The following is a 12890-nucleotide window of genomic DNA, read 5'->3' on the forward strand; positions in this document are numbered from 1 at the left end:
AATGTACGTCTATCGTACTAAGTAATGTACTAAGAATTTAATGCTTCTAATTGTTCCCAGCGCACATACGCTTGCGCCAACTTCGACTCGGTTTGCTGCAATAGGTTCAACGTCTGTTGACTGTCGGCGGCATTGCGTTTGAAGAATTCCGGATCGTTAACCTGCAACTGTAAAGCACTGAGCTCAGCGTCAAGTTGTTCAATCTGCTGGGGTAATAATTCAAGCTCGCGTTTTTCTTTGTATGATAACTTTTTCGTATTTTTAACTAAAGGGTTAACTGCTGGCTCAGCAGTTTTTTCAGTGACTGGTGCGTCGTTTGGCACAGCCGACTTTACCGGTGTTGCTTTGGCTGCTTGTCTGTTCTGGTACGCCATAACATCATCATAACCCCCGGCGATTTCGACAATCCGGCCATTGCCGGCAAAGAGCAGAGAACTGGTGACCGTGTTATTAACAAATTCCCGATCATGGCTTACCAGTATCACGGTGCCCTGATATTGCTGCAAAATGTCTTCCAGCAACTCCAGCGTTTCCACATCTAAGTCGTTAGTGGGTTCATCGAGAATAAGTAAATTACTGGGTCTGGCAAATAACTTGGCTAATAACAACCGGTTCTTTTCCCCCCCTGATAGTGCTTTAACCGGAGTACGTGCCCGGGCCGGAGGAAACAAAAAGTCCTGCAGATAACTCAGGACGTGGCGGCTCTGACCATTTTGCTGCACTTCCTGTTTACCATCTGCGACGTTATCCTGGACGGTGGCCTCTAAATCCAACGCTATCCGGTGTTGATCAAAATAGGCCACCTCAAGATTAGTACCCCGTTTTACTTCACCGCTGTCTACCTGATAGTCAGCCAGCAGCACTTTAATTAAGCTGGACTTACCCACACCGTTTGGCCCCACCAGCGCAATACGGTCGCCTCGCATTACCAGTAAATCCAGCTTGTCCATTACCGCTTTACCGTTAAACGCCAGACTCATTCCCTTACCTTCAAACACCAGCTTGCCAGATCGGTTGGCTTGCTCGATATTAAAATCGACCTTGCCTAGCTGTTCCAGCCGGGCGGCCCGTTCCTGCCGTAAGGCTTTTAATGCCCGTACCCGGCCTTCATTGCGGGTTCGCCGGGCTTTTATGCCCTGACGGATCCACACTTCTTCTTCAGCCAGCCGCTTGTCAAATAAGGCGTTGTGTTTCTGCTCATCTTCCAGCATTTTTTGCTTTCTATCCAGGTATTCCTGGTAGTTGCCGGGGTGAGAAGTCAGCTCTCCACGGTCTAAGTCAATAATCCGGGTGGCCAGCGCCCGAATAAAGGCCCGGTCGTGCGATATAAAAATAATGGCGCCGTTAAAATTCAGTAAAAACTGCTCTAACCACTGAATTGCGGCTAAATCGAGGTGGTTAGTCGGCTCGTCCAGCAATAATATATCGGGCTTGGCTATCAAGGCCCGGGCAAGGGCGGCCTTGCGCAACCAACCACCAGATAAGGTGGCCAGACTGGCATCCGGGTCCATGTCAAACTGCTGACAAATATCACTAACCCGCGCTTCCAGTGACCAGCCATCACGGGTGTCCATTTCATTTTGGAGTTGCTCAAACAGACGATACTCAGCCTCGCCTGCCCCATCCAGATTTTCCGACAAGGTATAAAACTGTTGCAGCTTTTCCGCCAGATCGCCGGCGCCTTCTCTGATAAAATCAGCAATTTTGGTCTGCATTTTTGCCGGCGGATCCTGCTCCAATCGACTTAGCACTACACCGGTATTGACTACAACCTGACCATCATCCAGATTTTGCTGACCGGTCAGCAATTTTAAGAATGACGATTTACCTGCGCCATTGCGCCCGACCAGACAAACCCGCTCGCCACTGAACAGGCTAAAATCGACATGATCCAATATCGGGTTGGTGCCAAAAGCCAAACAAGCCTGCTGAAAACGTAATAATTCCACTACTTTAGTATCCTTTAAACCTTAATGCCTTTAACAGACGGTGCCTTCAAGCCAACTTGCAACACCGGCCGCATCAAATGGCCAGTACAGCAGTTTGTCATCCGCTGCTAACACCGGTATATGCAATCGAAACTGCTGCAATAACTGTTCATCATCAATAATGTCAACAACTTCAACAGCCTGCCCCATGCCGGCGAGTAAGGTTTCAGCCTGCTGACACAGATGACAACCCCAGGTGCTGTACAATATTAATTTTGCCATTAGCGTGTCAGCTCGAAACAGACATGTATATGCGGGTTACGCTTAAAATCTTCCGGTAAAGTGGCAGCTGATATGTCGTTAACCTGCCAGCCCGACGCTTGCAACGCGGTCTTATCAATTTTAAACCGGCGTTTATTATTGGAAAAAATCACTTTACCCCCCGGATTTAACCGGCCAATCAGCATATCCAGTAATTTGACATGATCGCGCTGTACATCCCAGTTATCTTCCATCCGCTTTGAATTCGAAAAAGTTGGCGGGTCAACAAAAATCAAATCAAACTGGTTGCGACAGCGGGCAAGCCATTGCAGGCAGTCGGCTTGTTCAAACTGATACTGCTTCGCCTGCGGGCCGCTGACCATTAAACCATTCAAGGTGAAGTTGCGCTTCGCCCAGTCTAAATAGGTATTAGACATATCCACCGTAGTAACAGCTTTGGCGCCGCCAATAGCGGCATGTACTGAGGCGGTGCCGGTATAAGCAAACAGATTCAGCACCGTTTTATCTTTAGCCTGCTGTTGAATTAAGCGCCGGGTTAAACGGTGGTCTAAAAATAAGCCGGTATCCAGATAATCACGCAGGTTAACTAAAAACTTAGCGCCATATTCAGTCACTTCTTTATATTGGCCGGCTTTAGCCATGGCCTGATACTGACTGCTGCCCTTTTGCTTTTCCCGTACTTTCAGAATCATTTTATCAGAGCTGATACCCAGTACCTGCGGTACCTGATTTACCACGTCAAATAAACGTTTTTGCGCAACCTGCTCGTCCACAGTGGCTGGTGCTGCATATTCATGCACCACCACTTCACCGTCGTACCAGTCTACCGCTACGTTATATTCCGGAATATCGGCATCGTATAGACGATAACAGCTAATGCCTTCCCGCCTGGCCCACTTTTGCAATTGTTTCAGGTTTTTTGCCAGCCGGTTACCAAAGGAGCTACTCTCATTGAAAAACAATGACGGCGCATCTGAGCTGACGGCAACCTGCTTTTCGGTCAACTCAAACAAGGTAAATTCACAGTCCAGCGGCCCATTGGTAAACTTGTAGGTTTTGCTTTTTGATAAGCGTAATGAGCGCAGTAAATCGGCATTAGAGGTAATAATAGCCAGACGCCAGCCCTGATAATGCTGCTTTAACGCCAGGGAGAATTTACTGTATAGCGGAATTAAGCTGGGTAAATCACCCAACCGCTCGCCATAAGGCGGGTTCGTCACAATAACACCAGGGGTGGCTGCCACACAGCTTTGCAGTTCAGTGGCATCGGCGTAATCAACTTTAACATAGTCTGCCACGCCTGCCCGGGCGATATTCTGACGGGCTTTTGCCAGGGCCCGCTCATCTGTATCACTGCCATAGCATAAAACTTGGGCCGGCAAGCTACGCTCTTCGGCTTTGGCAGCATCTTTTAACTGCTGCCAGACGCTGGCACGGTGACCTGGCCAGCCTTCAAAAGCAAAGCGCTCCCGGTTTAATCCCGGTGCTTTATTCAGCGCTATTAATGCCGCTTCGATAATAATAGTGCCGCTTCCACAAAACGGGTCAAAGAGGGGCTGCTCCTGCGACCAGCCTGAACGTTTTAGCAGCGCCGCGGCTAAGTGTTCTTTTAACGGTGCTTCGCCCTGGCCTGAACGGTAACCACGTTGATGTAACGACGGTCCGGAAAAGTCCTGCAGGAAATGAAAATAGTTCTTCTCCAGCCGCACCTGAAAGCGCATATCCGGGTTAAGCCGGTCGACGTCAGGCCGCTGGCCGGTTTCTTCGCGGAACTGATCGACAATGGCATCTTTTAAACGCATGCCACCAAACTGGCTGTTGTCTATTGTGGCATGTTTGCCAACACAATCGACTGCCAGCGTCTGGCGGATAGTCATCAGCTGAGGCCAGTCAATTTTGCGGGCTATCTGGTATAAATCTGAGTCTGCTGTTACCGGCTCTGACTGAATAAGGCGCATAATGCGGGTCGCCAGGCGCGACCATAAACAAAGCTGATAGGCATTGCTCAACTCGGCTTTAAACCGCACCACACCCATCGATACTTTAATTACTTCACCCTGATATTGTCTTATTTCATCAGCTAACAGCTCTTCGACGCCTTTTGACGTTAAAGCCCAGAATTCCAGCATAACAACCAACCTTCAAATAAAATGGCCGACAGTATAACAGAATGTGCTTTAAACACGTTTGAAGATTTGTAATAGCAATGATTAATGCTGCTTAAACAGGCAGGCTGATGCTTTAATCGGCAAATGATTCAGATTACTGAAAATATCCGCATTAACATCTTGCATAGCCTGCTCAAAAACACTAAGATGCGCCCCGCAATGACGGACGCGGGATGGAGCAGCCTGGTAGCTCGTCGGGCTCATAACCCGAAGGTCGTCGGTTCAAATCCGGCTCCCGCAACCAATTAACATAGAATCAAGTTATACTGACCAGCCCTCGGGCTCCTCTTTATAACTGCGGGGCGAAGGTGTTCAAATCCGGCTCCCGCAACCAACATTTAAGCCAGCCAATTGCTGGTTTTTTTGTCTCTGCAATTCAGTTACAGTGGTGAGCTATTGTCGTCGTTAAGAGTCAGCCATGCCCCAAACGCCATCTTGCTTTACTGTTGAGCATACTTATAAACAGTTACCTGCTGCGCTCTATGCCCTATGTCAGCCAACAGCAGTTGCTGCCCCCGAGTGGCTGGCGTTTAATCAGCCACTGGCCGAGGAACTTAGCTTACCTGAACGTTACCATGCAACTGACCAGGGCTTGCAACTTTTTGCCGGCAACATTGTAGCTGATTGGTGTCAACCATTGGCACAGGCCTATGCCGGTCATCAGTTTGCTAACTATGTACCACGGCTGGGTGATGGCCGGGCGTTGTTGCTGGCTGAAGTGATCAGCCGTTCGGGCCAGCGTTATGATTTGCAGTTAAAAGGCGCCGGCCCTACCCCCTTTTCGCGTGGAGGTGATGGCCGCTCACCGTTGGGTCCGGTTATTCGTGAATATCTGGTTAGTGAAGCCATGCATGCCTTGGGCGTGCCGACTACCCGGGCACTTGCTGCAGTCAGTAGCGGTGAGATGGTATACCGGGACGAACCACAACCAGGTGCTATTCTTACCCGGGTGGCGAAAAGTCATATCCGGATAGGTACTTTTCAGTATGTTGCCTCATGCAACGACCGTCAGTTGCTTAACGATTTTACTGATTACGTTATCGCCCGCCACTACCCGCAGTGTGCAGCACAACCACAGCCTTACCTGGCACTACTGACAGCCATTATTGCCGCTCAGGCAGCCACAGTGGCACATTGGATGAGTCTTGGCTTCATTCACGGTGTTATGAACACAGATAATATGACAATCAGCGGTGAGACAATTGATTATGGCCCTTGTGCATTTATGGAAGCGTATGATGAGAAAACGGTATTCAGTGCTATTGACCGGCGGGGCCGCTATGCCTATGGCAACCAACCCGCTGTGGCCCAATGGAATTTAACCCGGCTGGCTGAAACATTACTGCCGTTACTGAACGCTGATCAGCCTGCAGCTATCCGGTTGGCTACAGCGGCGCTGGAAAACTTTAGCCAGCAGTATCAGCAAAATTACCAGCAAAGAATGGCCACTAAGTTGGGCATTACCCACCCAGCACAAGATGACGAGCGACTTATCAACGATTTGCTGCAGTTATTACAGCAGGATCAAATCGATTTCAGCCAGTTTTTCAACCAGCTTAGTCAACTTGATCCGGCAAAAGCCGGAGAATTGTTTAGTGATAAAATTAGCTGGCAAAACTGGATGCAACGCTGGCAGGCGCGCGTAGGCGAGCAGAGTTTAACGACTGGGCAACGAGTAAGTATTATGCAACAGGTTAACCCGGTGCTTATTCCCCGTAATCATCTGGTACAGCAAGCCATTGAGCAAGTTACCCGGCACGGCGATCTCACTTTATTTAATCAGTTAAAACAGGCCTGGCTAAAACCCTTTGCTACTAATCCGGCTTATCTGGCGTTTAGCCAGCCTGCCACTGAAGACGAACGGGTCCAACGGACATTTTGCGGTACTTAACAAGGGTATTGGCAGGTTAACATCAGCTGTTGTAAGGCCGCTTTGACGCGACCAGTCATAAATGTTTAATCTTATTTTCATGGGGATGTCATCTTTAAAGCCTGTAATGGCAGCAGGTTTCGCCAGAGATATGACTGATGAATACACTGCAAAAACTGACTTTACTCGATACCAGGCTGTTTTTTCAGGTTAATCTTATCGGCCAGTTACCCTCGGTTAAACGGCTTAGTCTGGGCTTATCCCGTTGTGGTGATGGGCCTTTGTATCTTATTATTGCCTTATTATTGTGGCAGTTTGATTTAACCAGGGGCAATCAGTTTATTCAACATGCGTTACTGGCATTTGCAATAGAGCTGCCTTTATATTTGCTACTGAAAAATGCTATCCAACGTGAGCGGCCTAAAGGCCCGTTACATCATGGCTGGGCCCCCGGGATCAGACCGTCTGATCGCTTCAGTTTCCCGTCAGGCCATACTGCCGCGGCCTTTATGTTTGCCTGGCTCCTGGCCGCGTATTACCCTGAATATACCGCTTATTATTTGTTAATGGCGGCGGGCATCGGCCTGTCAAGAGTGCTACTGGGTGTGCACTACCCCACAGATATTCTGGCGGGTGTCAGTCTTGGCAGTGCGGTTGCGTTAGTCGTACTGAACAGTGGTGTTAGCACACTATGACGACAGTAATTTATAAATGAAAATACTTTACGGCGTGCAGGCCACCGGCAATGGCCATATTACCCGGGCCAGAGCCTTATTACCTGCTTTACAACAAAACGGAATTGAAGTTGATTTTCTGTTCAGTGGCCGGCGCCAAAGCGAGTTGTTTGATATGGACATGTTTGGTGATTATCGCTTCGCCAGCGGCTTTACGTTCGCTTCAGCCGATGGCAAAGTGCGTAAACTTGCCACAGTGCGGCAGTTGCAACCTGTGCAGTTTTGCCGTGACGTCAGACAGTTAGATTTATCAGCTTATGATCTGGTATTGACTGATTTTGAACCGGTAACTGCCTGGGCGGCAAAACGTCAGAATAAGCTCGCTGTCGGACTGGCACGGCAGTATTCATTAAGGTATCCGCTGGCGGGGCGTCAGTCGGCAAATTGGTTAAAATCGGCGGTCTGTGCATTTGCGCCAGCCAACCTGATGCTTGGGGTGCACTGGCAACCAGAATTCCCTGACTTGTTACCACCCCTGCTTACTCCTGCTAAAGTACTGTCAGGCAATACCAACAAGGATATGCACTCTCCATTTATACTGGTTTACTTACCATTTGAACAAAACGCAAAGATTATTAACTGGTTAAAACAATGCCCAAGCTGGCATTTTAAACTCTACACCAACGTTAAAGAGTTATACACCGAGGACAATGTGACTATTCTGCCGCTAAGCCGCAGTGGCTTCCCCACAGATTTACAGCGGTGCAGCGGGGTCATTTGTAACAGCGGTTTTGGCTTATGCAGTGAAGCGCTGATTGCTGGCAAAAAATTACTGGTAAAGCCGCTGCAAGGCCAGATTGAGCAGGCATATAATACCTATACCCTGTTAAAAATGGGCAAGGCTGAACAATTTCATCATTTTACCCCTGAACCCCTGCTAAACTGGCTCTATAAGCCCGCAGTTGAACCTTATCCTTTACCCGACCCTGCAATAGCTATTGCCGGCTGGTTAAAAAAAGGCTGTTCGACATCAGTAACGACGTTAGCAGCGTCAATCTGGCAGCAACAGCACTGAATTAATCACCGCCCGTAGTGCTGATATCCAATTCAAGCCGGGCTCGCTCTACCAGTTCCTGATCTAACTCTGTTTTCACGGCAACACCCAAATCTTTGAATTCTGCAGCCTGCTTGATCAGGTTGCCTTTTCCGGTAACCAGCTGCCCCAGAGCTTTATCATAACTCTCCCGCGCCTTATCAAGCTGCCTGCCAACACCCTGCATACTATCGAGGAAGGTTTTCAGCTTCTGGTAGAACTTTTCAGCCCGGTTAGCCAGTTCTGCGGTATGTTTGTTTTGGTCTTCAAAGCGCCACAGTTGCCGGACAATATTCAGGCTGGTTAATAGGGTTGTTGGTGTGGTCACCAGAATATTCCGATCAAGTGCCTGCTGAAACAACTGACTGTCATGTTGCAGTGCCGCTACGTAGGCTGATTCTATCGGAATAAACATAAACACCACTTCCGGAGAATTCAGCCCTGCTATCTGGTAGTAGCTTTTGTCAGCTAACTCTGTTATCCGATCTTTTACCGCACTGATATGCGCTTTTAAAGCAATAAGTCTTGTACTATCATCTTCAGCATTAACGTACCGGGTATAGGCAGATAGCGACGTTTTCGCATCAATAATTAAGTGCTTCCCCTGAGGCAGGAAAATAACAACATCTGGCCGCTGCCGGCCACTGTCTGTACTGAAACTGGCCTCCCGCTGGTAATCTTTACCAGCCCGCAGGCCGCTGTTATCCAGCACATTTTCCAGCATTAACTCGCCCCAGTTACCCTGCACTTTGCGCTCGCCCTGTAAGGCTTTGCTAAGTTGGCTGGCTTCAGCAGTTATTTGCTGATTAAGAGCCTGCAATTGTTTTAATTCTGATTTCAGTTCAGAGCGCTGTTTGGTTTCTTCAGTGTGCAACAGCTCGACCTTTTGTCTGAAGCCCTGCATATCCTGATGTAACGGCGTGAGCAGCTGGCGCATGCTTTCCTGATTCTGGCTTTTAAACACTTCACCTTTGCGCTCTAGAATATCATTGGCCAGTAATTCAAACTCTTGCTTTAACGCAGCTTTGTTTTGCTGTAAAAGCAGTAACTGCTCGTCAAAATGCCGTTGTTTTTCCTGTAAGGTACTGCCTAATCTGGCGTGTTCTACTGCTAATTGCTGGTGCTGTTGTTGCAGCTGGGAGTGCTGTAACTGCAATTGCTGATATTGTTGCTGCCATAACTGGCTTTGGTTATCACTTTTAGCAAGACTTAACTGCTGCTCCCGCTGACGCCTTTGCAGGTTCGCTATAACAATTAATAGTGCCAATAGAATCAACGCCAGAGCCATTAGGGCTAAGTTGAAAGGCGTAAGTTGAAAATCCATAATTAAACAGCCTGTAATAATATTTGGTTACGCGTATCAGATTGCAGGTCTGAAGTATTACATTTCTACCCGGTTCCGCCCCTTTCCTTTCGCCCGGTATAAGGCGTCGTCAGCCCGTTTCAGAATTGTATTGGCATCATCATCGCGGATAAAACTTGCTACACCCAAACTTACGGTTAATTGTTTGCCATGGGCAAACTCAAACTCGGCAACTGCTGCTCTGATCCGCTCAGCTAATAACTTTGCACCGCTAATATCAGTATGAGGACAAATAATCAAAAACTCCTCACCACCCCAGCGCCCTGCTACGTCGAGTTCACGGCAATGTTGCAACATAATACCCGCAAATGACATTAACACCTGATCCCCGGCCATATGACCAAAGTTATCATTTATTGATTTGAAAAAATCCAGATCCGCCAGAATGACACTAAACGGGCTCTGGTGTCGGATAGAGCGGGCTATTTCCTGACTTAAGATATCATCCAACTTACTTCGGTTATACAAACCGGTCAGTGTATCAGTAATTGATAAACGCTGAAGTTGCCGGTGTTGTGTTGCCAGCGCCCTTAGCACCTCATTACGGCTTACCTCATAGTAGTGTACTAATAAAACCAGGCAAAGTGAGGCCAGGCTAACATTTAACAGAGATTCAACAGTGAAACTAGCTGCTGGCCATGTCGAGGAACGCCACGCCAGCAACAGAGTGAGCAAACCTAAAAATAAGGCGGTAGCCACTAATCCGCGTTGACGTCCTAACAGGAAAAACGCTAGAGGTGGAAAGATACAAAGCCAGTAAAGGGAATAAAAGTTGGGAGCCGCGAAGCATAGATAGCCTAATAAAAACCCGCCAAGCAGCATCACCGTATGGTTAGCGCCTTGTCGCACATCGCTGGATAATTGAAAACGTCTTAATAGCGTTGCAGCCAGCGCAGCCCCTAAAAAATCCAGTAGAGCAACACTATATAATTCAAAAAAAGCCAAGTTTATAAAGAAAAAGAAAGTAAAGATAACAACCATGCCAAGTAGCATGCCGTTAATCAGATAAACCTGCCGATACTCAGGATCAGTGGGTTTAAACTGGCGATTATTGGTTATAAAGTGTTTTAGCACCTAAGCCTCTGCCAAGTGATTACCAATGCATGATAATCGATACACTAACATCTAACAACGCACCATTTTAACGGAGCAAACTCTGATCGTTGAACCTTGTCAGTTAATTATCGCTAAATATAAACTGCGGCCACTTAATAATAATGTCAGTAGCCATACTACTGCCGCAACACTATTCTGACGAACTGTGTTGCGGTATTCTCCCATTATCGACGAATTCACAGCTAACAATAAAGTTAAGCTGATTACCGGTAATAAAATGCCATTGGCAACCTGAGCAAACCAAATTATTGCCAGTGGTTTAATACCCGCTGAGGATAACAGAACTCCAATCAGGATTATTAGTAACCAACAGGCCCTGAAGCGGCCTGGTGTCAACGGGAATAAACCATTCAGAGCATAAGCTGCAGCCAGTGGTGCGGTTATGGCTGAACTTAAACCTGCCGCTAACAACCCCGCGCCCATTAACCAAACTGCAGCTTCCCCTGCCAGGGGTTGCAAGGACTGTGCTAAGTCTGCAGCACTGTTAATACTTTGCTCACGCCCAAAAAACGCCGCAGCAGCGGTAGACAAGATAGCAATGGAAATAAGTCCACCCAGCGGAATGGCGGTACGAATATCGGCATTAGAAAGAGCAAGTTGCCGGTGTTTATCTGATTCTGATCCCTGCCACTTTCGGGCACTGGCTGCAGCATGCAGGAAAAGCGAGTAAGGCACTACGGTAGTCCCTACCAGTGCAATTACAGATAAGATGGCACCATCAGGCAACGACGGCTTTAGTAAGCCACTAAATAACGCCGGATAATCAGGTTTGGTTAAAAACAACGTTATTAAAAAAGCCAGGCTCATTAACAATACCAGGCCAACAAGGCAACGTTCTAACAATGCGTAATTGCGTTGCCATAATATGCCAGTGGCAACCAGACCGATTAACAACGCCCATGGATTTGCCAACCCTGCTGCCCGCAGTGCAGTAACCGGCCAGCTATCTTGCCATAAAGCGTCAGCCCCCATACTGGCACCGCTGATGTTTCCACCCTGATAGGCACTATTGCCCACAACAATTGCAGACACAATCAGCAGCATTAATGGATACTTCAGCCATGGATTTTTGAAAATGTGCCGGATATTTTCACCAAGCCCCTGGCCAGTAACAATGCCAAGCCGGGCGGCCATTTCCTGCAGGACCATAGTGGCAAACACCGAAAATAGCAGCGCCCAGAGCAACGCGTAACCAAAATTAGCTCCTGCCAGCGAGGCACTGATAACGGTGCCAGGGCCTATAAAAGCAGCAGTGACCAGGGTCGCAGGTCCGAAGGTGAAAATTGGTGGTTTTGTTGTCATATACAACGTTTCACTTGCTTAAAATTATTATTCTGAGAGTAAAATGCAGTTGCAGTGTAGCGGCAGTAACTCATCGATGTCTATCGTACTTTACAGCACGCTAATCTCAGCTGGCTGCACTTTATAATCATAACCGCTATACTGCAGGTGAAATACCGTTGTACGGCATATTTGCAGAGGTTGTTATTTTGTTCAGAAACAGGCAAAACAAGCTAGCAGTTTGGCTGCTTTGTGCTGTGCTTAGTAGCATAATGACTGCAGCGTCTTTTATTGCGAAGGCAGAAAACCCAGCCGTTTACAGTAAGCCGCAGGTAACTTTGCGCTTTTGTTATGAAGATAAGCAGCTATTACCCTACTACGCCGGAAACAGCTCGGCGGTGCCTGCTAACCCGGGCGCTACTATTGAGCATTTACAACAAACAATGGCAGAAATTGGTATTTCGCTGACGTTGGTCAGGATGCCATGGTTACGCTGTTTACAGCAATTGGCAGACAATCAGGTTGACGCTCTGGTTGCTGCTTACACCCCTGAACGCGAGCACTACACAGTCTACCCCCGGGACGATGACGGTAACGCAGATCCCAGCAAAGCGATTAACACCAATGCATTATGCCTGGCCCACCGTTTCGATACTGAACTGTCAGCCAAGATAGCGGACAGTGCGGCAGTATTGACCATCGCCCGACCACACGGCTACAGGCCACTGCCGTTACCGGAACATGCTGTATTGGTGGGGGCTCATTCACCTGAACAAGCACTTGAGCTTGTGGTATCAGGTCGGGTCGATGCAACCACTGTAACCTGTCAGCTAAACGGCCTGGCAGCAAACCGGCAGGAAATTGACACCCTGCCCCTTGAAATACTACAACCACCGGTCTATTTCTCGGTTGGTTATTTAATGTTTAGTAAGCAATTTTATCAGCAATATCCGGCGATTGCAGAAAGCGTCTGGCAAGTATTACCCAAAACCCTGAACCGTGACCGTTACCTTGAGTATCTGGCATACCCTCAGGGATTCTGATGCATTTTTTAGCGGCAGTTCAGCAACGGGGAATATCCGTTAACCGCAATTTTTACCTATCCAATCTAGTTT

The 12890-nt window shown here is 48.0% G+C and carries 10 protein-coding genes and 1 tRNA gene; 5 read left to right on the forward strand and 6 right to left on the reverse strand.

Annotation, left to right across the window (positions count from 1 at the left end; genetic code table 11):
• Nucleotides 1-29 precede the first annotated feature (29 nt).
• Genes KG631_RS01350 through rlmKL form a run of 3 tightly spaced genes read right to left on the reverse strand, consistent with a single transcriptional unit; the run spans nt 30 to nt 4339 of the window.
• Nucleotides 30-1949, reverse strand: coding sequence for an ATP-binding cassette domain-containing protein (locus KG631_RS01350; RefSeq protein WP_213994883.1), 1920 nt, complete (start codon nt 1947-1949; stop codon nt 30-32).
• Nucleotides 1950-1979: 30 nt separating this feature from the next.
• Nucleotides 1980-2210: a glutaredoxin family protein gene (locus KG631_RS01355; protein WP_213994884.1), complete on the reverse strand. Its 231-nt coding sequence runs from the start codon at nt 2208-2210 to the stop codon at nt 1980-1982.
• A complete protein-coding gene (gene rlmKL, locus KG631_RS01360; RefSeq protein WP_213994885.1) occupies nt 2210-4339 on the reverse strand; it encodes a bifunctional 23S rRNA (guanine(2069)-N(7))-methyltransferase RlmK/23S rRNA (guanine(2445)-N(2))-methyltransferase RlmL in 2130 nt (709 codons plus the stop codon). The genes KG631_RS01355 and rlmKL overlap by 1 nt, the downstream gene beginning before the upstream one ends.
• 206 nt (nt 4340-4545) lie before the next feature.
• Here rlmKL and KG631_RS01365 point away from each other — a divergent pair.
• The 4 genes from KG631_RS01365 (at nt 4546) to KG631_RS01380 (ending at nt 7997) form a co-directional block, all read left to right on the forward strand.
• Nucleotides 4546-4622 (forward strand) — tRNA-Met (locus KG631_RS01365).
• Nucleotides 4623-4796: 174 nt separating this feature from the next.
• Nucleotides 4797-6269: a protein adenylyltransferase SelO gene (locus tag KG631_RS01370; protein WP_213994886.1), complete on the forward strand. Its 1473-nt coding sequence runs from the start codon at nt 4797-4799 to the stop codon at nt 6267-6269.
• A 137-nt stretch (nt 6270-6406) separates the two neighbouring features.
• On the forward strand, nt 6407-6943 hold the full coding sequence (locus KG631_RS01375) for a phosphatase PAP2 family protein (RefSeq protein WP_213994887.1): 537 nt from the start codon (nt 6407-6409) through the stop codon (nt 6941-6943).
• Nucleotides 6944-6959: 16 nt separating this feature from the next.
• Nucleotides 6960-7997 carry a glycosyltransferase family protein gene (locus KG631_RS01380; RefSeq protein WP_213994888.1) on the forward strand — a complete coding sequence of 346 codons (1038 nt, stop codon included), beginning with the start codon at nt 6960-6962 and terminating at the stop codon, nt 7995-7997.
• 1 nt (nt 7998) lies between these two features.
• Here KG631_RS01380 and KG631_RS01385 read toward each other — a convergent pair whose 3' ends face one another.
• From KG631_RS01385 to KG631_RS01395, 3 genes are all read right to left on the reverse strand, one after another.
• Nucleotides 7999-9339, reverse strand: a complete 1341-nt coding sequence (locus tag KG631_RS01385) for a DNA recombination protein RmuC (RefSeq protein WP_213994889.1) — start codon at nt 9337-9339, stop codon at nt 7999-8001.
• Nucleotides 9340-9396: 57 nt separating this feature from the next.
• The gene (locus KG631_RS01390; RefSeq protein ID WP_213994890.1) at nt 9397-10452 is read right to left on the reverse strand and encodes a diguanylate cyclase; all 1056 of its coding nucleotides are present in this window, start codon (nt 10450-10452) and stop codon (nt 9397-9399) included.
• A 99-nt stretch (nt 10453-10551) separates the two neighbouring features.
• Nucleotides 10552-11796 (reverse strand): Nramp family divalent metal transporter, encoded by a 1245-nt coding sequence (locus KG631_RS01395; RefSeq protein WP_213994891.1) that lies wholly within the window; start codon nt 11794-11796, stop codon nt 10552-10554.
• A gap of 251 nt (nt 11797-12047) precedes the next feature.
• On the opposite strand from KG631_RS01395, the gene KG631_RS01400 reads away from it, so the two are divergent.
• Nucleotides 12048-12818 (forward strand): amino acid ABC transporter, encoded by a 771-nt coding sequence (locus KG631_RS01400; protein ID WP_301003527.1) that lies wholly within the window; start codon nt 12048-12050, stop codon nt 12816-12818.
• The last annotated feature ends 72 nt before the right edge of the window (nt 12819-12890 follow it).

Source organism: Arsukibacterium sp. (assembly GCF_018402695.1).
Taxonomy (GTDB): Bacteria; Pseudomonadota; Gammaproteobacteria; order Enterobacterales; family Alteromonadaceae; genus Alishewanella.

Bases quoted from the DNA above. Each gene is read 5' to 3' on its own strand.
- KG631_RS01355 (WP_213994884.1), bottom strand. From the start codon at position 2,210: ATGGCAAAATTAATATTGTACAGCACCTGGGGTTGTCATCTGTGTCAG.
- rlmKL (WP_213994885.1), bottom strand. From the start codon at position 4,339: ATGCTGGAATTCTGGGCTTTAACGTCAAAAGGCGTCGAAGAGCTGTTA.
- KG631_RS01370 (WP_213994886.1), top strand. From the start codon at position 4,797: ATGCCCCAAACGCCATCTTGCTTTACTGTTGAGCATACTTATAAACAG.
- KG631_RS01375 (WP_213994887.1), top strand. From the start codon at position 6,407: ATGAATACACTGCAAAAACTGACTTTACTCGATACCAGGCTGTTTTTT.
- KG631_RS01380 (WP_213994888.1), top strand. From the start codon at position 6,960: ATGAAAATACTTTACGGCGTGCAGGCCACCGGCAATGGCCATATTACC.
- KG631_RS01385 (WP_213994889.1), bottom strand. From the start codon at position 9,339: ATGGATTTTCAACTTACGCCTTTCAACTTAGCCCTAATGGCTCTGGCG.
- KG631_RS01395 (WP_213994891.1), bottom strand. From the start codon at position 11,796: ATGACAACAAAACCACCAATTTTCACCTTCGGACCTGCGACCCTGGTC.
- KG631_RS01400 (WP_301003527.1), top strand. From the start codon at position 12,048: ATGACTGCAGCGTCTTTTATTGCGAAGGCAGAAAACCCAGCCGTTTAC.